We start from the raw sequence: 22789 nt of genomic DNA, 5'->3' as shown, positions 1-22789 counted from the left end.
TTTGCTGTTCCCGGCGACCTTCGAGGCGTAAGAACAGACATATGAGACAACTCAGTGTGACCAACAGCGTGACTCTCGACGGTGTCATGCAGGCACCGGGTGGGCCCGACGAGGACCGTCGTGGCGGCTTCGAGCACGGGGGATGGGCTGCGCCGTTCAGTGACGCGGTCATGGCGCGGAAGATGGGCGAGGGAATGGCTGCAAGATCGCAGCTACTCTTCGGGCGACGGACGTACGAGAGTTTTGCGTCGTACTGGCCGCACCAGACCGACAATCCGTTCACCGAAGTGCTCGACAACACGCAGAAATATGTTGCGTCGCGGACATTGACCGAACCGCTGCCGTGGAAGAACTCGACGTTGCTCCGCGGTGACGCCGCCGACGCGGTTGCCGAGTTGAAGGACACCGAGGGGCCGGATCTGGTGATTCTGGGTAGTGGGGAACTGATCACGTCGTTGGCGCAGCGCCAATTGATCGACACCTACTTTCTGCTCATCCATCCTGTGGTTCTCGGAACGGGACGCAGGTTGTTTCCTGACGGCGCCGCACTCGCGCGGTTCACTCTCACCGAAAGTGTTTCCACCACAACCGGAGTCATCATGGCGACGTATCAGTTGCAGTGAGTGGGGCGAAAATAATCGAGTTGCCAGCGCTGGGATCTGACGGCCTGCACACTGGTCGGCGTTACCCACGGCGGGTAGATGCGAATGGCGCGTTTACCGCCCGTGAAGTCTGTCGAAACCACTCGATTCGTGATGAGAGCGTCGACGGGAAAAATGAAGTGCCCCAGTTGTTCTCCGTCGTATACCTTCACGATGAACAATTCGACGCCGTCGGAAACATCGAACGGGCGGATCGGCCCGGCGTCCGATCGTCGCCACAGCGTCACGAACTGCCCGAGTTTGGTAGGAGTCGTCTTTGCGCGACGGTACACGGCGCTGCGCCCGTCGACAGTGAGGGAGTGAGCGCTGTACTCCGCGCCCTCGGGTTCGGGAATCGGTGTGGACCAGGTACATCCGTGAGCGTTCATCGGCAATGATGATGGCACGGGGCACCGACAGCGCTGAAGGTGCAGCGCTGTCGGTGGTGGGGGATTCAGGCTGAGGGCACCTTGTCGAGGAACCCGAGAACAAGCGTCAACCGGCCGTCGTCATTTCGTTCGAGCACGTCGAATCCGTCGATCAGGGATTCTTTGCCGGCCGGGCCGAGCTTCCAGCCGAACCGAGCTTGGCTGTGGTGTGAGTCCACCGGTCCGGCGAGTGTGAAGGTCATGCCCGGAAACTGCTGCTGCACAGCGCTGATCATCGCGTCGATCTGTCTGTGTCCGGTCACATCTGCCAGTGGATCGGTGTACCGGCCGTCGGCCGCGAACAGTTGCTCGATTCGTTCCTGACGAGCGCCGGCATCGGTTTCGTTCCACAGGTCGATGTAGGCGTGTGCGATTGCGTCGAAGTCACTCATGGCAGATCCTCCTGGTTGTCGAGGTCCGGGGTTTGTTTCCCGGCTGAGATCACTGTGCCAAGCGGATGTGTCGTCAGTCGATTACCTCGGAGGTCATGGCGTTGATTACACCTTGTCGCTACGTTGAGTGGATGACTCAGAGCACGCATGTGGGAGCCCAGCTGAAGTCGTGGCGTGAGAGACGACGGCTCACTCAGTTGGGGCTTTCCTCCGCTGCCGGAGTTTCGACGAGGCACTTGAGTTTCATCGAAACCGGTCGATCGAAACCCAGTAAGGACATGATTATCCACTTGTCCGAGTGTTTGGAAGTGCCGCTACGGCAGCGGAATACGCTGTTGCTGGCGGGCGGTCATGCACCGGCCTATTCGGAGAATGCGTTGGCGGAAACGCCGATGTCCGCGGTCAGCGACGCCATCAATCGCATCGTCGACGCCCATGACCCGTACCCGGCTGTGGTGGTCGATCACCAGTGGGATCTGATCGTCGGCAATCGGGCGGTAAGCATCCTGACGGAGGGCGCTGCGTCGTTTCTTCTGGAGCCGCCGGTCAACGTTCTGCGGCTGAGTTTGCATCCCGAAGGCATGGCTGAGCGCATCGTGAACTTGGCGCAGTGGCGAAATCACGTGATCGCTCGGCTGCGCCGTGAGGTCGAGGTGACCGCCGACGCGCAGTTGGGTGCGCTGTTGGAAGAATTGCTGACTTATCCCAGCGGCGGCGAGTGGCATGAGGACGAGAGTTCTCTGTTGGTGCCCTTGCGGATTCGCGCGGGCGACACCGAACTGGCGATGTTCAGTACCACCACCGTGTTCGGTACGCCGCGCGATGTCACTTTGGCAGAGATCGCGATCGAATGTTTTTATCCATCCGACCGCGAGACCGCGGAGTTCTTCAGAGCGAAATCAGAGTGACTTCTTGCCGAACTTCAGCTTCCAGGGAACCAGTGCCGATTCGAGCTGAACAGCCAGGCTCATCTTCGAGACGCCGTCGGTGCGCTCCTCGAAACGGATGGGGGTTTCGGCGATCTTCATGCCGCGCTGCACAACTCGGTAGTTCATCTCGACCTGGAAGGCGTAACCGTTGCTCTGCACCGATTCGACGTCGATGGCGCGCAACGTCTTTGCGTGCCACGCCTTGAATCCGGCGGTGGCGTCCTTGACGTGCAGCCGCAAGATTGCGTTGACGTAGAAGTTGGCCCATGCCGACAGTGCCTTGCGGTGCCACGGCCAGTCGCCGGCCACGGCGCCGCCCTCGACGTAGCGCGAACCGAGCACCACCGCAGCGTCGGTTGTGGTGAGGATCTCGATCATGGCGGGGATCACTTCGGACGGATGAGACAGGTCCGCGTCCATCTGAATGACGATGTCGGCGTTCTCGGCGAGCGCCCGCGTCATACCGGCGACGTACGCGCGGCCGAGTCCGTCCTTGGCGGTGCGATGCAGAACACCCACCGGGATGGGGCCGTCGATGCCGAGCTTGTCAGCTACCTCGCCGGTTCCGTCGGGGGAGTTGTCGTCCACCACGAGAACTGCCAGGTTCGGGATCTTCAATGCGGCGAGACGATCGACGAGCTTGGGCAGGTTTTCACGCTCGTTGTACGTGGGTACCACGACGGTAATCTGCGGAGCGACGTTGTTCATAACACCTTCGTATGATCTGTGATCCCGACTTGCCGGATGAAGCGTACGACGAGGTCGGTCGCGAACAAAGTCAGAATTTTACTACCTCGGGTAGTTGACTCAGAACCGGCCGCCGCCGCCACCGCCGCGACTGCCGCGTCCTCCTCCGCCGCCGCCGAACCCGCCGCCGCCGAATCCGCCGCCCCGGCCGCTGCTGCTCGGACCGCCGTACGAACGCGGTCCACCGCCGCCGCCACGGAGAACGCTGTTGATCAGGATGCCGCCGAGAATGGCGCCTGCGGCGTTGCCGCCGCCGCCGCTTCCGCCGCGGGGACGCTGGTTTGCCTCCCATGTGCTGACGTCGCTCTGGGCCGCCCGCAGAGCATGAGTGGCCAGCGTCGTTGCAGCCTGCGCGTGCTGCAGAGCCGTCGACGGATCGGTGCCCTGCAACTGCTGAGCTGCCTGCAGATGGCGCTGCGCCTCGGCGTAGCGGGTGCGGGCCTCGGCGCCGATGACGCCGCGTCGCGTACTGAGGAAATCGCCGGCAGCAGTGACCTGTGCCTGGGCCGCCAGGATGTCCTGCGCGAGGCGTTGCTGCGCCCGTTCGAGCTGTTGCTTCTGCTCCTGAGCCTCCGCGAGCAATGCGTCGAGTTGTGCGTCGGCGGCCACAATCTGGTTGAAGGCGCCGAGTGGATCACTGTCCTTCGATGTCTGGGCGTGAGCCAACGCGGCTTGTGCACCAGCCTTGGCGGCGGCCAATCTATCGCCGCCCTGGGCCAGGTAGGCGTCGGCAGCGGTGATGCCCTGCTGAACGTCGTCCATCGCGGCGGGGAGGGTAGCGATAGCGTTGCGGATGTCGTCTGCCGCGTGATCCACGGCGTCGAGAAGTTTGCGAGCCTGGTCCAGTGCCGCCTCCGCGGTCCGAATCGCTGTGACGGCGGCGCCCTGCTTACCGGCGGGCAAGGCAACGGCGTCGCGGCCCTGCTCGATGGACTGCTCGGCCAGAGTCAAGCGTTCTCCGGCCATGGTGACGTTGCCGGCGACCGGCGCCAGGGTCGGAGCCGGGAACTGGTTCTTCAGCTCGTTCAGGATCTTCTCGGACTCCGGCAGCCGCACGCTGACGGCTACAACAGCCTGAGTCAGGGCATCGAGGCGAGCGGGCGCGTTGATGAGAAGGTCACGCATCGTGTCGAACTCGTCGACCCGCGCATCGAGTTCCTGATCGGCACGGCCACATGAGGAAATGATGTCGATGAGCATCTGGCGCCGCTGCTCGGGTGACTCCGGGATGGCGTCGTCGAGTTTCTGCCTGATACCGAAGGCTCCGGCGAGTGTCGCCTTGGCCTTGTCGAAAGCCTGGGCAAACGGCGCGACGGCCGCATCACCGAATTCGCTCCGCGCGAGTTCGAGTTCTTCCTGGCTCGACGCGATGGCGTTGTCGGTCTCGACGAGAATGGCCTGCGCTCGCTCGTCCAGCGTCGGCAAGGGAAGTGCGTTCAAGGCGGCGATGTCGTCGGGTGCGATGTTTTTTGCGGCCTCGAGGCTGGCTTTGTCTCGATCGCTCTTCCGCTTGCGTGAGTACAGAACCACTCCGCCGGTTCCGACGATGACCGCGCCGCCGCCGATGAGGAGTGTGCTTACGGACATGCCGCCACTCTTGGCGTTTGCGTCACCGAGCGCGCCGGCGGTGGCAATGGCGGCTCCAGCCCAATCACCGTCGGCGAGAGCCGGTTCCGTCGCGTCGGACTTGATGGAGTCGATGTCGGATTGTGTGATGTTTGTCAGTCCGGGCGGCACGTCGAGGTAGTAGGCGCCTTCCGTGGTCGCGACGGCAAGCAGGACGTCGGTGCCGCTGAGAGTGGACTTCGTTGCTGTCTGATCGGCCCACGCCTGGCCACCCATCTCGTTGAAGTCGGGGACAAACGCAACCCACAGATCGATCTGATGGTCTTCGCTGAGTTGGTCGAGCGCAGCTTGGATGTCCTCCTTCTGGCCGTCGTTGAGTACGCCAGAGGTATCGGTGATCTGGTTGGGAAGGACCAACGGCGGATCAGCCGACGCAGTGGCAGGACTGAAGATCAATGCCAGGATCGCGAAGATCGCCGCAACGGCGCTCGCGCTGCCCCAACGCCGGATCGGCCGGACGAATGCCCGGTCGTGGTCTGCTGGAGACGACTGCTCGATGTGTGCTGCGAAGGCCATGACGCAAATCTAACCGTTATGGCGCGTCGGCAGCGCGGGGGAGCGATCGGGGCTGGCACAATTGCGGGAGTGAAACCAGCTTTCGGCAACCGCTCCCGCAACTCTGCGCCCTCCGGGGCTGGCGGCGGCTTCGGCGAAGGTCTGGCTCGATGGACCCGACGCCTCATCGCCGGGGCTCTACTGATGACCTTCGTCTTGATCGGCGGAACCGCCGTCCGGGTCTGGCAGGTTGCGCGGATCGACGACACGACACCAGCCGACGCGATTGTTGTTCTCGGGGCCGCTCAGTACTCGGGAACTCCGTCGTCGGTGTTCGAAGCCAGGCTCGAGCAGGCGTACAAGCTGTACAAGCGTGGGGTAGCGCCGCAGATCATCACCGTCGGCGGCAAGCAGGAAGGTGACGAGTACACCGAAGCCGCGTCCGGAAAGATGTATCTCACCGACCGCGGGATTCCGTCGAGTGCGATTACCGCGGTCGAAACCGGCTCGGACACCTTGCTGAGCATTGATGCCGTCAGCGACGAAATGGCTTCGCAGGGAATCAATTCCGCAGTTCTGGTCAGTGACCCGTGGCATTCCCTGCGCACTCGAACCATGGCCCGCGACACCGGCCTCGAAGCCTGGACCGCGCCCACCAGACAAGGGCCGGCCGTGTTCACCCGCGAATCCCAACTGCATGGCATCGCGCGCGAAACCGGCGCTCTGCTCTGGTACCAACTGACGCACTTCTCCGCTGACTTCCCCTACACGGCAGGGCAATAGGAACAACCGAAATGACGGCACACACCACGTACGGCGGCGGAACCTATTCCGAGCACGATCTGGAGCGCCGCATTGTCGAGGCTCCGAAGCGAGCGGGATTGCCCGGTACTCAGATTGCCGCCGCTCAACATCGATCCGACTTCTCGCGGGATCGCGCTCGCGTGCAGCACTCCGCGGCGTTACGACGCCTGGCCGACAAAACCCAGGTAGTCGGTCCTCGCGACGGTGACACCCCGCGTACCCGGCTCACGCACTCGATGGAAGTTGCGCAGATCGGTCGCGGTATCGCCGACGGCCTCGGCTGTGATCCCGATCTCGTAGACCTCGCCGGATTGGCCCACGACATCGGGCACCCTCCGTACGGGCACAACGGTGAGAAGGCACTCGACGAGGTCGCGAAAGACTGCGGCGGGTTCGAAGGCAACGCCCAGAACCTGCGCATCCTCACGAGCCTCGAACCCAAGATCTTGGGGCCCGACGGTCGCAGTGCCGGACTCAACCTCACCCGGGCTTCCCTCGACGCCGCGATCAAATATCCGTGGACCAGGCCGGAACCCGGAGCCAAGTTCGGCGCCTACGACGATGACGCCGATGTGCTGGCCTGGGTCCGCGACGGAGCGCCCGGGCGTCGACAAGCATTGGAAGCTCAGGTCATGGACTGGGCCGACGACGTCGCCTATTCGGTGCACGACGTCGAGGACGGGGTGATTGCCGGCCGTATCGACCTTCGGTCACTGGCCGATCCGAGCGAGCAACGGGCACTCGCCGAGTTGGGTGCCTCGGAGTTTCGCGGCCTGGTGATCGACGATCTGATCGACGCTGCGCAGCGGTTGTCGGAACTGCCCGTCGTACAGAGCGTCGGCAGCTACGACGGGACCCTGAACAGTTCCGTGGCATTGAAAAACCTGACCAGCGAATTGGTCGGACGCTTTGCGACGGCAGCCATCGCCCGCACCCGGCTGACCAACGGAGACCGGCCGCTGTCGCGGTACCAAGCAGACCTCGACATCCCCGAAGCGGTGGCATCCGAAGTAGCGCTGCTCAAAACCGTTGCGCTGTATTACGTGATGTCCGACAACGGGCACAAGGCCCGCCAAGACCGTCAACGTGACCGAGTTCATCGCGTCGCGGAATGGCTGCTGGCAACAGCGCCCGCCGGATTGGACCCCATCTTGCTGCCTGCCTGGGAGCGAGCGGAAAACGATGCGGCGCGCACCCGAGTTGTCGTGGATCAGATCGCGTCGTACACGGAGAGTCGCCTCGAGCGGGTCGACAAAGCCAGCCTCGGCGCGCAGGCCAGTTGGGGCTGACTGCTCAACTCGACGGCGTTTGCGTCAGCGCCCATTCTGCGACTCTGCGCGCACTCTCGGCTTCGCTGAGGTCCTCGACGCGCGTCATGATGGACCAACGCACGCCGAAGGGGTCGCGGATCGAGGCAAACCGGTCGCCCGAGACGAACGTGCTTACCGATTCACGAACGGTCGCGCCGGCTTGTACTGCGCGCTCGACGACGGCGTCGACATCTGAGCAGTACAGGCCCATCGAGTAGGAGTCGGCGTCGCCGGAAGGTGCCTCGACGAGGCCGTAATCGGGGTTGGGTTCGCCGAGTTGGAGCCGACCGTTTCCGAAATCGAGGTCGGCGTGGACGACGACGCCGCTGAACTCGGTGATGTCGACGACGCGTGCGCCGTACACCGACCGGTAAAATTCAATCGCGTCGGCGGCTCCCTTGATCGCCAGAAACGGGGTCAAGCTCGTCGAGCCGTGCGGGATGCCGTCTGTTGTGTGCTCGCCGGTCACGCCCTGCTGGGAAATGCTGTCTGCGTTCATGAAACGAAGGTAGCGCCGTCAGATGGGCTGTGGCTTGAAGATTTGCGACGAACGAGGAGGACGGCAGTTGGTCACGCCCAATGACAGTCGCGGGATTCTGTACCCGACCAAACTCCCGACGTTCCACCGCGAACCGGCCGACGCCTCGTTGGAAGGGCGTATCCGCTGGTTCTGGATTCCGCGATGGCAGCTGGCGCCCGGCCGAACTGTCCGACAGGAAGTGCTGCCGTTCCCCGCTTCCAATCTCGTGGTCGAACCCGGCGGGGTGTCCCTGGTCGGCCCGTCGACAGGGGCGTCGCACCGTGACCTGTCCGGCAGTGGCTGGGCGGTGGGTGCACTGTTGCGGCCGGCGGGCCTCGCGTCGTTGCGAGCTGATCCGCAGACCATCCAGAACACCGAAGTGCAGATCGCCGCGCCGGACTTGCACGAGGCAGTGATGTCGGCGATGGGTGAGGCTGACCACGAGGTGGGTAGGCAGCGTGCGATTGCGGCTTTCTCCGAGTGGGCGGCCCAGCACATTGCGCCGGACGACGAGAGTGGTCGTCTGGCAAATGCCATGGAAGACCTGATTGCCTTGGATCGGACCGTGATCCGTGTCGGTGATATCGCCGAACTTCTCGGCACCTCCGTCCGGGGTGTCCAACGCCTTGCCCAGCGATACGTCGGGTTGCCGCCATTGGCGATCATTCGACGCTACCGACTTCAGGAAGCCGCACAACGGCTACGCGAAGATCCGTCGGTGAAGATCGCGCAAGTGGCGGCCGATCTCGGTTACGCAGACCACGCCCACCTGTCCGCCGACTTCCGCAACGTCCTCGGTTTCACACCGAACTCCTACCGCCAGACTCCAGACCACCCGTGACGAACTTGCCGTGTCAGGCGCAGTTCGTGGACCGCCTAGACTGACATACGTGGCGGGCCGAATTTCTGACAGAGACATCGCGGCCATTCGCGAACGCACACGCATCGAAGACATCGTCGGTGAATACGTCTCGCTCAAGCGTGCGGGTGGCGACTCCATCAAGGGGCTGTGCCCGTTCCACGACGAGAAGTCGCCGTCGTTCCACGTTCGTCCCAACCATGGGCTTTATCACTGCTTCGGTTGCGGTGAGGGCGGCGACGTCTACTCCTTCTTGCAGAAGATGGATCACATCAGTTTTGTCGAGGCTGTCGAGCAGTTGGCCGACCGGCTGAACTACTCGATTTCCTACGAGGGCGGCGGTCCCTCGGTTCAGCGCGATCGCGGCACCCGTGCGCGCTTGATCGCGGCCAACGCGGCAGCGCAGGAGTTCTATGCGGCGCGCCTGCGGGAGCCAGACGCCCAAGCTGCGCGCGATTACCTCACCGAGCGAAATTTCGACGGCGCTGCGGCCTTGCAGTTCGGCTGCGGCTACGCCCCCGAAGGCTGGGACACACTCACAAAGCACTTGATGGCCAAGGGATTCGAGTTCAAGGAGCTCGAAGCCGCCGGCCTGGCCAAGGAGGGGCGACGCGGCCCGATCGACCGTTTTCATCGTCGACTCCTGTGGCCCATCCGGAGCGTTGCCGGCGACGTAATCGGCTTCGGTGCCCGCAAACTTTTCGACGACGACACCATGCCAGGCAAGTACGTCAACACCCCGGAAACCATCCTGTACAAGAAGTCTCAGGTCTTGTTCGGCCTCGATCTCGCGAAACGCGACATCGCCAAGGGGCATCAGGCTGTGGTGGTCGAGGGGTACACCGATGTCATGGCGATGCATCTGGCCGGCGTCAAGACCGCTGTCGCGTCGTGTGGCACCGCATTCGGCGAGGAACACCTCGCGATGCTGCGCCGACTCCTGATGGACGACAGCTACTTTCGCGGCGAAATCATCTACACCTTCGACGGAGATGCCGCGGGGCAAGCTGCCGCGATGAAGGCTTTCGAGGGTGATCAGAAGATGGCCGGGCAGACGTTTGTTGCCGTCGCACCCGACGGAATGGACCCGTGCGATCTCAGGCTGGCGTCGGGTGATGCTGCAGTCCGCGACCTCGTGGCGAGGCGAACCCCGATGTTCGAGTTCGTGGTCAAGTCGATACTCACCGAGCATGATCTCGACACAGCGGAAGGTCGCGTCGAGGCTTTGCGTCGTACCGTTCCCGTCGTCGCGCAGATCAAGGAATCGACCCTGCGTGACAGTTACGCGAACCTGCTGTGCGGATGGGTCGGGTGGGACGACCTGCCGTCCGTGCGTCGACGTGTCCGTGACGAAGCTCGCAAACGCGCGTCCACCCGAGGTTCTTCACCCGCGCCGAAGCGGCGTCAGGTCATTCCGGAGCCGAGCGACGACGCCCTTGCCCTCCCAATCGGGATCTCACGGCCCCGGCCCAACGACCCGGGACTGTCCACGCAGCGAGCGGTGCTCAAAGCGGCCCTGCAGTACCCAGGGATCGCCGGAACGGTGTTCGACTCACTTCCCGTCGAGACGTTCACTCATCCCGCCTACGTGGCAATCAGGCAGTCGATGTCCGACGCCGGCGGCACCAGCAAGGGCTTCGGCGGCGCCGAATGGATCGAGGTTGTCACCAAGGGAGTCGAAGATGTGACAGTTGCCTCAGTGATCTCCGAACTTGCCGTCGAACCGATGCCATGTGACGAGGACACAGTTCCCCGCTACATCAGCGGCGTGCTCGCGCGACTGCAGGAGGCTTGGGTCGGCGAACAGGTCGCAGACCTCAAATCGAAACTGCAGCGCATCTCACCCGCCGCAGCACCGGACGAGTACAACTCGCTGTTCGGCGACCTCGTCGCCCTCGAGCAGTACCGCCGACAGCTGCGTGAGCAAGCCGTCGGCGACAACAGCGTCTGACTAGCGGTTCTTCTTCAACTGGTCATGAGGGATCAGGATCGTGGTTTCCTCGTTGATCGGCTTCATGGGCTCCAATTTCGGCTGCGTGCTGAGCGAATCAGCCAGCTTCTGACGCGACGCGTCGAGCACCTTCTTCGTGGCAGGACTGGTCGCCACCGCCTTCGCGGCCCGACTGATCTGTTCGTACCGGGCCCGCCCTGCTTTCGTCCCCAGGACGTACCCAGCGGCAACACCGATCAACAAACGCATCATTCCTGCTTCCCTCCAGCACCGATCGTCCTGACTCCATCCTGCCTGATGACTCGCTGGGCAGGCGATTTGGTACTTCGGCGGTGGATTCGCTACAGTTTCTCAGGCAACGCCGGAACGGGCGAAGCGAGCAAGACAATCCCCTGTAGCTCAATTGGCAGAGCTTCCGACTGTTAATCGGACGGTTGCTGGTTCGAGTCCAGCCGGGGGAGCGTTCAGAAGAATCCCTGATCCGCAGCAATGCGGATCAGGGATTTTTTTGTTGCACGGTTATGTCGACGGCCTGCCAGGCGCCGCGTGACCGACAGCTGTCATTCGAATGTGTGTGCGAAGATTCTGATATGTCTGTCGAGTCTGCGCCGACCAGTTGCCCCAGCGGGCACGCCCTCACCGGTGGCACCTGTCTCGTCGGATGGGAAGTCTGCGGCTGTGTGACGGCCGAGAACGGCGGGCATCGAACGCACTACTGCCGCAAGTGTGGCAAGACTGTGCGAACGCCGCCATGCGCCGGTGCCATGCCGCAGGCTGATCGCTGGCGCAGTCGGTAGATCTACGCCGCCGCGTCCCTGATCGTCTATGGCAGACCACTGGGTTAGGTTTTTTTGGGGCGCGTGACCGCGATGATGCGAAGGCTGGCGCTGATCAGCTGGATCCGGACGGGTACTCAGATATCTAGGGGAGGTATTCGTCCGAGATTTGATCGTTGTCAGGTAGGTAAGAACCTCACAATGCACTGGGAAGATAGTGCGCTTGGTCGTCCTGCACGGCCAGGTTCATGACTTCCTCGTATGCCTCCGGTAGTGGGTGCCCACACGCACTTCCTGTCGGAAAAGCAACTCTCACACCGTGTCCGCTGGCATCGACCAGCCAAACCACAGGAGTGGGAATGGTCGACGCAGTGGGGCATTCGCCGAACCACGGACGATCGAGCGAGGGCTGCGCCAATTCAGCGATGACTCGCGTCAAATCACCGCTTCTCCTCGTCTGCCTCAGGATCGCCCCACTGTTGTCGTCCGCGAACTTCAGGAATTCGCACACCACCACCGATGTCGGTTGGAAGCTCTCGGGAATCGTTCCTGCCGGAGGCAATGGGTCTACTAGGTACTCCGGTGACTGGACCGGTATAGGAATGACCGCCTCGAGCACGTCAGGCGCCAGACATGTGGGTTGCCCGATAACCTGCCCCTGCGGGGCAGCTGCCGGGGACCGTCGGTCGTCCACAATCTGGAAAGCAACAACTACCCCAACCGCGAGAACAGCAACGGAGCCAGCCAATACCGGCCCCAAACGACATCGCCGCATATCCAACACCATGCCAACTATGCCGCTAGCGGACACATTCCGCCCTGTCTACAAGATGATCGCCCGGACGAGCCCCCGAGGCTGCAGGGCGAGTCGGCCGACTGAGATCTATTCGAATTGCGCGCCGGGGCTGTGGGTTTGGTTGACGTCGAGCGTGACCTCGACATCCCCGGCAGGAACATCCGTGAGAAGGTGCACCGCGTCAGCGACCATGTCGGGAATCTGATCGAGTCGGCGTGCTTGGGTGAATGCACCGTCGACCTCGGGCACCTCGACGGCCCACCAATCGCCGGATTTCGTGACCTTGGCGGTGACCTTCATTTGTTGCCCTTCCTGTCGGTGGTCGTTCGAAGTCGGTGGTTGTCTGAAGCGAAAGCCCGGCGCAGGATTCTGCGCCGGGCTTCGGTGTTCATGGTGCGAGCGACTACTTCGCTGCGCGGTCCGAAGGCTCGAACAAGCGAACGATGTGGGCCGGGTTGATGTAGTAGACCCCGTTGGGGGAGTTGAGCACCAACGTGTCTTCAGTGAAGTCCTTGACGGTGCCGTTGAGCTTTGCGCCGTCGGACATGATGATCCGGATCGTGGCCTTGGAGTTCTTGAATTCAGAGAGTGCAAGCTTCATGTGATGATCCTGTTCAGTGGGGTGTGCTCTCCAACGTTATCGGGTTCCGGCGCCCGTGCGAACCAAGTCGAGTTACAGGCTCCGATATGAGTTACACCAGTCACACCCTGCCCGGTTGTGATTCGCGTCAGCGGTGCCGGTAACATTCGGACGCGCCGAGATGTCAGGCAACTCGGATGGGGCGGTAGCTCAGTCGGTTAGAGCCGTGGACTCATAATCCATTGGTCGCGGGTTCGAGCCCCGCCCGCCCCACAACTCTCTTCCACGATCGGCGATGGAATCAATACCCGCCGTGAGCGGACTATTCTCGATCCATGCCGATCACGCCGGACACAAAGAACTGGACCTGGGTGCTCGAACGCCCGTGCACAGAGTGCGGGTTCGACTCGACCACCATCACCTTCGCTGATGTTCCCGATCTGGTTCGCAGGAATGCTGCGGCCTGGGGTGAGGTGCTGCAGCGCGAGGACGTGACGGTACGGCCGAACAGCGAAACCTGGTCGGCGTTGGAGTATTCCGCCCATGTGCGTGACGTGTTCAGGATTTTCAGAGCCCGGTTGGAGCAGATGCTTCAATTCGACGATCCGCACTTCGAGAACTGGGACCAAGACGCAACAGCAATTGCCGATCGCTACAACGAGCAGGATTCGGGAAAAGTCGCTAGGGAATTGGCCGACGCTGCTGAAGCCGTCGCGAGCGCATTCGAATCAGTCGCGGAGGGTCAGCTGGGGAGGCGCGGACTCCGCAGTGACGGATCGGCGTTCACCGTCGAATCATTGGCCATGTACTTCATTCATGATCCGATCCATCACCTGCACGACGTGTCGGGGTAGTCAGAGCCCACGCACCTCCTCGAGAGTTTTCCGCGCTCCGACCGAGTGCAACGAGTCGAGTGTTGTTCGGAAGCTCGCGACAAATCGCCGGTTGTCGACCAGATCTCCGAAAACGGCACGGTTGCCGATGAACGCGAGTGGGTCGACCGCCTGCTTCCGAGCAAGGGGCACCAACGTGTCGGCCAATTGATCGACCACAGTGATCGGGTCGCCGTTCTCGTCGACGCCCTCGGCGTAGCGCGCCCAACTGGCCACGATGGCGGTGGACAGATTGATGGGCCCTCCGGTGTCGAGTTGCTTGCGGATCACCGGCAAGAGCCACTTGGGAATTCGATCGGACGATTCGGCGCACAGACGCGCAATCGTGTCACGAACCTGTGGGTTCGAGAAGCGTTCGATGAGCGTCTTCTTGTACTGATCGAGGTCGACGCCGGGGACCGGATCGAGGGTGGGGGTCGCTTCGAGGTTCATGTAGTCGAGCAGGAACCCGGACAGGAGTTCGTCCTGGCATGCTTCGTGAACGAGACGGTATCCGGCGAGGTAGCCGAAGTAAGCGATGCCCTGATGGCTGGCATTGAGGAGACGCAGCTTCATGAGTTCGTACGGGCGCACGTCCGGCACCACATTCACGCCGGCATTTTCCAAAGGTGGCCGGCCCACCGTGAACTCGTCCTCGAGGAACCATGCGGTAAAGGGTTCCGCCGCGACAGGCCATTGATCGTCGACGCCGAATGCCTGGGCAATCTCGGCGGTCACCTCGGCAGTCGTGACGGGCGTGATCCGATCGACCATGGAGTTGGGGAACGCACCGTTCTGCTCGATCCACTCGGCAAGTTCCGGATCTTTCAGGGCAGCAAAGGCTCCGAAAGCTGTTCGTGCGACGGCGCCGTTCCCTTCGATGTTGTCGCAACTCATGATCGTGAAGGGTGCGAGGCCGCGTTCTCGGCGAAGGGCGAGAGCATCGCAGACCAGTCCGAACGTCGTGCGGGGGAGAGCTCCTGGCCGAAGATCATGCACGACATCGGGATTGGATGCGTCGAACTCACCGGTGGTGTGCAAGATGTTGTAACCGCCCTCGGTGATGGTGAGGGACACGATCTTTGTCGACTCCGACGCCATCTTCTCGATGACAGCACGTGGATCGTCCGGAGCAAACAGGTACTCGACAATTGACCCGATGACACGGCCTTCGAGCGTTCCGTCGGCATGCTTGAGCGCCAGCGTGTACAAACCGTCCTGAGCGCCGAGTGCATCCTTCATCCGCTTGTCCGACGGCATCACTCCGACACCGCAGATGCCCCAGTCGAAACCTTCTCCTTGGCGTAGGAGGGTATCGATGTACATGGCCTGATGCGCGCGGTGAAAGCCGCCGACACCAAAATGCACTATGCCGGTGGTGACTTTGCTCCGGTCGTAGTTCGGCACTTCGAGTGAAGCATCGAAGTCGCGCAAGGTCTTCGTGTTGAGTTCCATGAAAGTTCTAGTCTCCTTCGGCGACGATGACGACGGCTTTGATGCTGCCGGGGACGCGATCGGCTTCCAGTGCCTCGCGCGAGCGTTCGAGTGAAAAGCGGGCTGTGACCATCGAATCCAGGTCGACGCGACCGGACGCGACCAGTGCCGCGGCGATCGGCCACGTGTTGGCGTATCGGAACACACCGGTGAGGACGAGTTCGCGACCCTGAATGATGGGGACGGGCAGCGGGATTTCGTCTGCGCCCATTCCGACCAACACTATTGTCCCGGCCGGCCGAACAGCATGGATGCCGTCGATCACGGCGGCTGTGGCTCCCGAGGCGTCGATGAACGCGTCGACGCCGAGTGAACGTACATCGCTCTCGCGGGGATCCACCACGGCGGTGGCGCCGAACGTCAGTGCCACCTCGCGTCGGGCGGCGTCGATGTCCGAGACGATGACCTCGGTGGCGCCAAAAGCCTTGGCTACCTGTGTCGTCACGATTCCCACCGGTCCGGCGCCCGCGATGAGGACTCGGGACCCACCGGTGATACCGGCCTTCTGGACGGAAGCGATGCCCACGGAGAGTGGCTCGAACAGCGCTGCGGCTTCATAGGACACGGAATCGGCGATGGGATGTGCGAAGTCTGCGCCAATGGTCACGTAGTCCGTCAACGCACCGTCTATGGGAGGCGTCGCGAAGAACTCCATGTGAGGGCAGAGATTGTATCGGCCGGATTTCGATTCCGAACTGGTCGGATCGGGCTTCTGCGGCTCGATGGAGACCCGTTGTCCGATGCGACTGGGATCAACGCCGTCCCCGACGGCTGCGATCCGACCTGACGCCTCGTGCCCGAGAACGAGGGGAGCCTCGACGACGTAGGGGCCGATGCGGCCTTCGCGAAAATAGTGGGCGTCCGATCCGCATACGCCAACCGCATGGACGCGGACGAGCACTTCGCCAGGCCTGGGCGACGGTCGCGGTCTTTCCTCCATCTGCATCTTTCCGACTGAAATAAGGACATTTGCCCGAATTGTCGCAGGTAGATCGATGGATTCACCGGAAACTGTTGTGTGGGTCACAACGTAGATGTTAGCTTAATGAGCATAAGAACATCTAGTGAGCATTTGCTCACGACCAAAAGAATCAACCAAAAGAATCAACGAGGAGAACGCGTGAACCAGTCGGCTCAGCCAACGGGACTCAAGACGTCGAAGACGCCGGCGTCCGAGGATGTCCGACTCGCGCTGCGCGCGGCAACGATGTATCACCTCGAAGGTGCTACTCAGGCGGAGATCGCGGCAAAACTCGGTGTCTCGAGGCCGACGGCGGGCCGCTTGCTGGCTCGGGCGCGGTCGCAAGGCTTGGTCAGGGTCGAGATCTTGGTTCCGCCGGAGTTGGAAGGTTCGGTGAACACGGAATTGGAGTCCGAGCTCGAGAAGCGTTTCGGCCTGGCGGAAGTTTTGGTTGTCCCCGAAGCGAATTCGGATTCAGACGATCCCGACTACGATGCGTTGGGTCGTCGCGCTGCTGACGTGCTGGTTCGGCGTCTGCAGCCGTCGAGCGTTCTCGGATTCACGTGGGGGCCGGAAACCGTTGCAGTAGCGGGTTCTTTGCCGGACCGGGCGGCAAAGTGCTCGGCTGTGGTACAACTTGACGGCTCCATGACGGTGACCGACTATCAAACCGGCGTTGACTTCACTATCGGCCGATGTGCACAACAGTTGCAGGCCAATCCGATTCGCCTCAATGCTCCGTTGTACGCCGATCCGGCGACTGTGGAGTCGATGCAAAACGATTCGGTCATATCTAAGGCGCTGCAAGCTGGAACCGATTCCGACATCATGGTTTTCGGTGTTGGCGCCGTATCCACGGCCACCACGTTGTTTGCCGGTAGCTTTGTCGACTCGACCATGCTGGACGAGTTGGAAAGTCGCGGCGCGGTCGGCGAAATCGGGGGCCGTTTCTACACGATCGACGGAACTCCAGTGGAGGGGCCACTACCCGAGCGCACGGTATCCGTATCGCTCGACGCAGTGAAATCCTGTGATCAGACCATTCTGATTTCGGGGGGAACACACAAACGCCAGGCCGTTCTGGGCGCATTGCGCGGAGGTTTGGCACACGTACTCGTCACCGATGTCGAGTGCGCCCAGTGGCTGCTCGAAAGCTAGCTCTCTCACGAGTTCTGCCGGCTGAGCGTGCAACTGACACGTGAGTGTGAAGGAAGGTAATCCGTGAAAACAGGAAGACGAGTGTGGGGCGCTGCTGCTGCGGCTCTCTGCCTCCTGGTGTCGGGATGTGCGGGTGCGGGCGCACTCGGTGGTTCCGGCGAACGAACCGTCACCATTGCGATGGTGTCGAACTCACAGATGCAGGACGCCATCAAATTGGCACCCGCTTTCGAGGCCGAGAACCCGGGGATCGACCTCAAGTTCGTCAGCCTCTCCGAGAATCAGGCGCGCGCCAAGATCACGGCATCGACGGCTACGGGCGGCGGTGAATTCGATGTAGTCATGATCAGCAACTACGAGACGCCGCAATGGGCTGCCAATGGTTGGCTCGTGAATTTGTCCGAGTATGCCAATGCCACACCGGGTTACGACGAAAACGACTTCATTCCGTCGATCAAGACGTCCCTGTCCTACGAGGACAGCATGTACGCCGTTCCGTTCTACGGTGAGTCGTCGTTCCTGATGTATCGCAAAGACCTGTTCGACCAGGCCGGCATCACGGTTCCCGAAGATCCGACGTGGCAGGAAGTTGCCGGTTGGGCAGAACAGTTCGACAACCCAGACGCCAAGATGTCGGGTATCTGCCTTCGCGGAAAGCCTGGCTGGGGCGAGGTCCTCGCACCACTGAATACCGTGATCAACACCTTCGGAGGTCGCTGGTACGACGAAGACTGGAATGCGCAGCTGACCAGTCCGCAGGTGGAAGACGCCGTTCAGTTCTACGTGGACACGGTCACGGAACATGGTCAACCAGGTCCCGCGACCAGTGGATTCGGTGAGTGTGCAACACAATTCGCGCAGGGCAATACCGCGATGTGGTACGACGCGACGTCGGCGGTGTCGGTTCTCGAAGATCCCGCGTCGTCGAAGGTGTTCGGAAACATCGGCTACGCCAAGGCTCCGAAGGTCGAGAAATCCGATCCAGGATGGCTCTACACGTGGGCGCTCGGGATCCCGGAGTCGGCCCAGAACAAGGACGATGCGTGGAAGTTCATCTCGTGGATGACAAACAAGGATTACATCCAGCGAGTCGGCACGGAGCTCGGCTGGTCGAGGGTGCCGCCGGGAAGTCGTCTTTCGACGTACGAGATTCCGGAGTATCAGGAAGCGTCCAAGGCATTCGGTGAAATCACCCTCGAATCGATCAACAACGCAGATCCGAAAAACCCTACAGTGCAACCGGTTCCGTACACCGGAGTCCAGTTCCTCACCATTCCTGAGTTCCAGGATCTGGGCACTCGCGTCAGCCAGCAGATCAGCGCTGCCATCGCGGGTCAGAAGAGTGTGAAAGAAGCACTCGAACAATCGCAGCAGTATGCCGAGGTGGTCGGCAAGACCTATCAGGAGAACCGATGACTACGGTTGCTGAGCCCAGAACTGCGGTGGACGACGCGCCGCCGGTCCGAATCGAGAAGAAGATCTCCCGCGCCGAGGGGTGGCGTCGTCGAGGTCCGTTGTTGCCGGCGTTGATCTTCGCGATCGTCGTCACCCAGATTCCGTTCCTGTTCACGCTGTACTACTCCACGCAGTCGTGGAACCTCGTGCGGCCGGGATCACGGCATTTCAATGGGTTGGACAACTACATCGAGGTGTTCAAGGACAGTCAGTTCCGTGAGGTGGCTGTCAACACGGTCATCATGATCGTGGGAACGGTCATCGTGTCCGTGATCCTCGGACTGGCGCTGGCACTGCTTCTCGACCGAGCGTTCCTCGGCCGCGGAATTGTGCGAACGCTGCTGATCACGCCGTTCCTCATCACCCCGGTCGCCGGCGCATTGCTGTGGAAGACAACGATGTTCGACCCGGTGTTCGGCATCGTGAACTTCGTCCTCCAGCCGTTCGGTGTCGGCCAGGTCGACTGGGTGAGCAAGTTCCCGCTCGCGGCAGTCATGATCAATCTGATCTGGCAGTGGACCCCGTTCATGATGTTGCTGATCCTGGCCGGGCTGCAGTCCATGCCCCGCGACATTCTCGAGGCCGCGCGAGTCGACGGCGCCAAGCCGTTTGCGATGTTCCGCGAATTGACCTTGCCGCATCTGCGCCGATTCATCGAACTCGGCGCCGTGCTCGGTGCGATCTACCTCGTGAACACCTTCGACGCGGTGTACATGATGACGGCGGGAGGGCCAGGAGTCGCCAGCTCGAACCTGCCGTTCTACATCTACCAGCGTGCGTTCCTCGGCTTCGACGTCGGTCAAGCTGCGGCGATGGGCGTCGTGACAGTGATCGCGACCATCATCGTGTCGACACTCGCGCTCCGATTGATCTTCAAGAGCTTCACCGGTAATGAGGAGGCTGCGTGATGACTACCGTAGACACGACAAGCGCGACGACCGACAAGCCCGTAGTGAAGAAAAAGAAAAGCAGCAAGTTCAGTCCCTGGTCGGTAGTGGCGTGGATTGCCGCTCTGGGCTTCTTCTTTCCGGTCTTCTGGATGGTTCTGACGGCGTTCAAGACCGAGGCCGATGCCTACACGGATCCGCCGAAGTTGTTCTTCACCCCGACACTCGAGCAGTTCCGTGCCGTTCTCGATTCGGGTCTGGGTACGACGCTGGCGAACTCGGCATTTGCCACGGGAATGTCCACCATTCTTGTTCTGCTACTGGGTGTTCCAGCGGCGTTTGCGCTCTCGCTTCGCCCGGTGAAGAAGACGCAAGATGTGCTGTTCTTCTTCATCAGTACCAAGATGCTTCCCGTCGTGGCAGCGATCGTGCCGCTGTACGTGATCGTCAACGACATCGGATTGCTCGACAACATCTGGGCTCTGGTCATCCTGTACACGTCGATGAATCTGCCGATTGCGGTGTGGATGATGCGCTCGTTCTTCCTCGAAGTACCCGGCGAGCTCCTCGAAGCAGCCAGCATGGACGGCGCCAGTTTGTGGACCTCGGTTCGCGAGGTGATCTTGCCGCTGATCTCGCCCGGAATCGCTGCCACTGCGCTGATCTGCGTGATCTTCTCGTGGAACGAGTTCTTCTTCGCAGTCAACCTGACAGCTGTTCAAGCGCAGACGATTCCGGTCTTCCTGGTCGGCTTCATCACGGGCGAGGGCCTGTACTGGGCTCGCCTCTCTGCAGCAGCAACCATGGCGGCGTTGCCCGTCATCCTGGCCGGTTGGTTCGCCCAGAACAAGCTGGTGCGCGGCCTGTCCTTCGGCGCCATCAAATGACCCGGCGCAATCCACTAGTTCGCCCCACACTTTCAGGAGTTCGTCATGGCTGAAATCTCTTACCGGAAAGCGTCTTGCATCTACGAAGGTGCCGGAACCCTCGCTGTCGATTCGCTCGACCTCGATATCAAGGACGGTGAGTTCATCGTCCTCGTCGGACCGTCAGGATCAGGAAAGTCAACTGCGCTGCGCATGTTGGCCGGGCTCGAGGACATCGACTCCGGTGCAATCACGATCAACGGCAAGGACATGACCGATGTCCCGTCGAAGGATCGCGACATTGCGATGGTCTTCCAGAACTACGCCCTGTATCCCAACAAGACCGTCGGCGAGAACATGGGTTTCGCGCTGAAGATGCGTGGAGTTCCTTTGGAGGAACGAAAGAAGAAGGTTGCCGAAGCTGCAAAGCTCCTCGATCTGACGGATTACCTGGACCGCAAGCCCGCCAAGCTGTCCGGTGGTCAGCGTCAGCGAGTTGCCATGGGACGTGCCATCGTTCGTGAACCTCAGGTGTTCTGCATGGACGAGCCGCTGTCCAACCTCGACGCAAAGCTGCGGGTCCAGACACGTACGCAAATCGCGGCATTGCAGCGTCGACTCGGAACCACCACCGTGTACGTCACTCACGATCAGGTGGAAGCGATGACGATGGGTGATCGAGTCGCAGTGCTCAAAGGTGGCAAGTTGCAACAGTTTGCGTCACCGACCGAACTCTACGATCGTCCCGCAAACGCGTTTGTCGCTGGTTTCATCGGATCGCCGGGAATGAACTTGGTGACGGCGCCGGTCACGTCCGGCGGCGTTCGATTCGGATCCGTCGACGTTCCCTTGGAGCGAGAGCAGATGACGGCAATTGCTGCCGCCGGGCTGGATTCAGTCACCGTCGGAATCAGGCCGGAACAATTCCAGGTGGTTCCCGCGGGAACCGGCATCGCCGCTCAGATCGATCTGGTCGAAGAACTGGGCAACGAGTCGTACATCTACGCCCATGTGCCGGGAACGGATGCCGACCCGATTTCACTCGTCGCACGTACAGGTGGGCGATCTCAACTGCAGTACGGCCAGACGCTCGGGTTCGAGCGGGTAGACGGACCGGTGCACCTCTTCGACCCCACGACGGGTGAGCGCGTGGGTAACTGAGTCCCCATCCGAAATCGTGCCCTGCTCGGCGCTCGAACTCGATCGCGCCGAGCAGGGCATTACCATGATCGCCTCAAAGTTAAGGTCTACCGATGAGTGATACCCGAAATCGATCCGTCGTGGTGTGTGGTGAGGGACTGGTCGATCTGGTGCCGGTGGGGGAGAACTTCTCGCCCAAGCTCGGCGGCGGACCGTTCAACGTCGCACTCGCGTTGGGCAGACTCGGGTCGGCCGTCGGGTTTGTCTCCCGATTGTCGTCCGACGCGTTCGGTGATCGCATGATCGAGTCGCTGACCGCGTCGGGCGTGGACACCAGTGCCGTGGAACGGGGTCCGGAGCCGACCACACTTGCCGTCGTCAATCTGTCCGACGACGGTAGCGCCCGGTACAGCTTCTATCTGGAGGGGACAGCGGATCGGCTTTTCAGTGCGCCGGAACTTCCCGACGCCCGCGCCTTCTCGTTCGGAACCCTCTCGCTGGTCTTGGAACCCGGAGCGTCGGCGTACGAAGCGTTGCTGTTCGAGGCGCATCGACGCGGACGACTGACCATGGTGGACCCCAATATCCGCCCGGCCGTCATCAGCGACCCCGACGCGTACCGTCGACGGTTCCGCACCTGGTTGCCGTCCATCGACATTCTCAAAGTGAGCGACGACGACGCGGCGTGGCTGGGTTCGGTCGACGGTCGTGAGTGGCTGGCCGACGGTGTCGGAGCAATCTTGTTGACGCGAGGCGGCGATGGATTGACGGTATTGACACCGGGATTCGAGGTTTCGGTACCGGCGCCGACGGTTCGCGTCGCCGACACCATCGGAGCGGGGGACACGGTGCACGGCGCTCTGTTGGCTTACTTAGAGCGCCACGACGCACTCGATCCGGCAGCTGTTCGCAGCTTCACGGCACCTCAATGGCAGGCGGCGCTGGAGTTTGCGGCGCGTGCGGCTGCCGTCACGGTGTCACGACCCGGCGCGGACCCGCCGTGGTCGGCAGAGTTGTCCCATTGAGAGGTTGTCCCACTGAGCGGGCCGATTCCGAAATGCCCGGCACGTGTTTTCCCTGCTCAATTGGACGTCTGACCTGC

The 22789-nt window shown here is 61.8% G+C and carries 24 protein-coding genes and 2 tRNA genes; 15 read left to right on the top strand and 11 right to left on the bottom strand.

Annotated elements, in window-relative coordinates:
- Positions 1-41 precede the first annotated feature (41 nt).
- Positions 42-623 (top strand): dihydrofolate reductase family protein, encoded by a 582-nt coding sequence (locus EEB13_RS20100; RefSeq protein ID WP_141486118.1) that lies wholly within the window; start codon positions 42-44, stop codon positions 621-623.
- Here the strand turns inward: EEB13_RS20100 and EEB13_RS20095 are convergent.
- Both EEB13_RS20095 and EEB13_RS20090 read right to left on the bottom strand, forming a co-directional pair.
- Entirely contained in the window at positions 611-1030 is a 420-nt protein-coding gene (locus EEB13_RS20095) for a MepB family protein (protein ID WP_261984600.1), read from the bottom strand. The genes EEB13_RS20100 and EEB13_RS20095 overlap by 13 nt on opposite strands.
- Before the next feature lie 65 nt (positions 1031-1095).
- Positions 1096-1461 carry a nuclear transport factor 2 family protein gene (locus EEB13_RS20090; RefSeq protein WP_141486116.1) on the bottom strand — a complete coding sequence of 122 codons (366 nt, stop codon included), beginning with the start codon at positions 1459-1461 and terminating at the stop codon, positions 1096-1098.
- 131 nt (positions 1462-1592) lie between these two features.
- Here EEB13_RS20090 and EEB13_RS20085 point away from each other — a divergent pair, with 131 nt between their 5' ends.
- Positions 1593-2369 carry a helix-turn-helix domain-containing protein gene (locus tag EEB13_RS20085; protein WP_141486115.1) on the top strand — a complete coding sequence of 259 codons (777 nt, stop codon included), beginning with the start codon at positions 1593-1595 and terminating at the stop codon, positions 2367-2369.
- Here the strand turns inward: EEB13_RS20085 and EEB13_RS20080 are convergent.
- Positions 2361-3098: a polyprenol monophosphomannose synthase gene (locus tag EEB13_RS20080; protein ID WP_033233048.1), complete on the bottom strand. Its 738-nt coding sequence runs from the start codon at positions 3096-3098 to the stop codon at positions 2361-2363. The two genes, EEB13_RS20085 and EEB13_RS20080, sit on opposite strands and share 9 nt — an antisense overlap.
- Positions 3099-3197: 99 nt before the next feature.
- Positions 3198-5279: a TPM domain-containing protein gene (locus EEB13_RS20075; RefSeq protein ID WP_141486114.1), complete on the bottom strand. Its 2082-nt coding sequence runs from the start codon at positions 5277-5279 to the stop codon at positions 3198-3200.
- 183 nt (positions 5280-5462) lie between these two features.
- Between EEB13_RS20075 and EEB13_RS20070 the strand changes: the two genes are divergently transcribed.
- On the top strand, positions 5463-6041 hold the full coding sequence (locus tag EEB13_RS20070) for a YdcF family protein (protein WP_230590072.1): 579 nt from the start codon (positions 5463-5465) through the stop codon (positions 6039-6041).
- Between the two features lie 11 nt (positions 6042-6052).
- On the top strand, positions 6053-7351 hold the full coding sequence (locus EEB13_RS20065) for a deoxyguanosinetriphosphate triphosphohydrolase (RefSeq protein WP_095885929.1): 1299 nt from the start codon (positions 6053-6055) through the stop codon (positions 7349-7351).
- Between the two features lie 4 nt (positions 7352-7355).
- Here the strand turns inward: EEB13_RS20065 and EEB13_RS20060 are convergent, their stop codons facing one another.
- Entirely contained in the window at positions 7356-7871 is a 516-nt protein-coding gene (locus tag EEB13_RS20060) for a VOC family protein (protein WP_033233054.1), read from the bottom strand.
- A 67-nt stretch (positions 7872-7938) separates the two neighbouring features.
- Here EEB13_RS20060 and EEB13_RS20055 point away from each other — a divergent pair, with 67 nt between their 5' ends.
- Positions 7939-8733: a helix-turn-helix domain-containing protein gene (locus tag EEB13_RS20055; RefSeq protein ID WP_261984599.1), complete on the top strand. Its 795-nt coding sequence runs from the start codon at positions 7939-7941 to the stop codon at positions 8731-8733.
- Positions 8734-8782: 49 nt separating this feature from the next.
- The gene (gene dnaG, locus EEB13_RS20050; protein WP_033233056.1) at positions 8783-10702 is read left to right on the top strand and encodes a DNA primase; all 1920 of its coding nucleotides are present in this window, start codon (positions 8783-8785) and stop codon (positions 10700-10702) included.
- Here dnaG and EEB13_RS20045 read toward each other — a convergent pair whose 3' ends face one another.
- A complete protein-coding gene (locus tag EEB13_RS20045) occupies positions 10703-10954 on the bottom strand; it encodes a hypothetical protein (RefSeq protein WP_033233058.1) in 252 nt (83 codons plus the stop codon).
- Between the two features lie 136 nt (positions 10955-11090).
- Here EEB13_RS20045 and EEB13_RS20040 point away from each other — a divergent pair.
- Positions 11091-11163: transfer RNA gene (locus tag EEB13_RS20040), tRNA-Asn, on the top strand.
- 511 nt (positions 11164-11674) lie between these two features.
- Here EEB13_RS20040 and EEB13_RS20035 read toward each other — a convergent pair.
- The 3 genes from EEB13_RS20035 to EEB13_RS32090 all read right to left on the bottom strand — a co-directional run bounded on the left by EEB13_RS20035 (position 11675) and on the right by EEB13_RS32090 (position 12875).
- Positions 11675-11917 carry a hypothetical protein gene (locus EEB13_RS20035; protein ID WP_141486112.1) on the bottom strand — a complete coding sequence of 81 codons (243 nt, stop codon included), beginning with the start codon at positions 11915-11917 and terminating at the stop codon, positions 11675-11677.
- 444 nt (positions 11918-12361) lie between these two features.
- A complete protein-coding gene (locus EEB13_RS20030) occupies positions 12362-12574 on the bottom strand; it encodes a hypothetical protein (RefSeq protein WP_045067024.1) in 213 nt (70 codons plus the stop codon).
- 103 nt (positions 12575-12677) lie between these two features.
- The gene (locus EEB13_RS32090) at positions 12678-12875 is read right to left on the bottom strand and encodes a hypothetical protein (RefSeq protein WP_258957221.1); all 198 of its coding nucleotides are present in this window, start codon (positions 12873-12875) and stop codon (positions 12678-12680) included.
- Positions 12876-13053: 178 nt separating this feature from the next.
- On the opposite strand from EEB13_RS32090, the gene EEB13_RS20020 reads away from it, so the two are divergent.
- Positions 13054-13127, top strand: a tRNA-Ile gene (locus tag EEB13_RS20020).
- A 62-nt stretch (positions 13128-13189) separates the two neighbouring features.
- On the top strand, positions 13190-13708 hold the full coding sequence (locus EEB13_RS20015) for a DinB family protein (RefSeq protein WP_141486111.1): 519 nt from the start codon (positions 13190-13192) through the stop codon (positions 13706-13708).
- On the opposite strand, the gene EEB13_RS20010 is transcribed toward EEB13_RS20015, so the two are convergent.
- Together EEB13_RS20010 and EEB13_RS20005 are read right to left on the bottom strand one after the other, a co-directional pair.
- Positions 13709-15181 carry a mannitol dehydrogenase family protein gene (locus tag EEB13_RS20010; protein WP_141486110.1) on the bottom strand — a complete coding sequence of 491 codons (1473 nt, stop codon included), beginning with the start codon at positions 15179-15181 and terminating at the stop codon, positions 13709-13711.
- 7 nt (positions 15182-15188) lie between these two features.
- Positions 15189-16199 (bottom strand): NAD(P)-dependent alcohol dehydrogenase, encoded by a 1011-nt coding sequence (locus EEB13_RS20005; protein ID WP_141486208.1) that lies wholly within the window; start codon positions 16197-16199, stop codon positions 15189-15191.
- 141 nt (positions 16200-16340) lie between these two features.
- On the opposite strand from EEB13_RS20005, the gene EEB13_RS20000 reads away from it, so the two are divergent.
- The 6 genes from EEB13_RS20000 to EEB13_RS19975 all read left to right on the top strand — a co-directional run bounded on the left by EEB13_RS20000 (position 16341) and on the right by EEB13_RS19975 (position 22712).
- Positions 16341-17339, top strand: a complete 999-nt coding sequence (locus EEB13_RS20000; protein WP_033233071.1) for a sugar-binding transcriptional regulator — start codon at positions 16341-16343, stop codon at positions 17337-17339.
- Between the two features lie 63 nt (positions 17340-17402).
- On the top strand, positions 17403-18755 hold the full coding sequence (locus EEB13_RS19995; protein WP_033233073.1) for an ABC transporter substrate-binding protein: 1353 nt from the start codon (positions 17403-17405) through the stop codon (positions 18753-18755).
- Positions 18752-19702 (top strand): carbohydrate ABC transporter permease, encoded by a 951-nt coding sequence (locus tag EEB13_RS19990; protein WP_092808636.1) that lies wholly within the window; start codon positions 18752-18754, stop codon positions 19700-19702. Before EEB13_RS19995 ends, EEB13_RS19990 begins: the two co-directional genes overlap by 4 nt.
- Positions 19702-20568, top strand: coding sequence for a carbohydrate ABC transporter permease (locus EEB13_RS19985; RefSeq protein WP_045067029.1), 867 nt, complete (start codon positions 19702-19704; stop codon positions 20566-20568). The genes EEB13_RS19990 and EEB13_RS19985 overlap by 1 nt, the downstream gene beginning before the upstream one ends.
- 45 nt (positions 20569-20613) lie before the next feature.
- Positions 20614-21708 (top strand): ABC transporter ATP-binding protein, encoded by a 1095-nt coding sequence (locus tag EEB13_RS19980; protein ID WP_045067030.1) that lies wholly within the window; start codon positions 20614-20616, stop codon positions 21706-21708.
- 92 nt (positions 21709-21800) lie between these two features.
- Positions 21801-22712, top strand: coding sequence for a carbohydrate kinase family protein (locus EEB13_RS19975; protein ID WP_116103064.1), 912 nt, complete (start codon positions 21801-21803; stop codon positions 22710-22712).
- Positions 22713-22789 lie beyond the last annotated feature (77 nt).

The sequence above is a fragment of the Rhodococcus sp. WS3 genome (assembly GCF_003797085.1).
GTDB lineage: Bacteria > Actinomycetota > Actinomycetes > Mycobacteriales > Mycobacteriaceae > Rhodococcus_F > Rhodococcus_F globerula.
The sequence above is the reverse complement of the archived record's forward strand: the minus strand, read 5'-3'. Positions and strand labels throughout refer to the sequence as shown.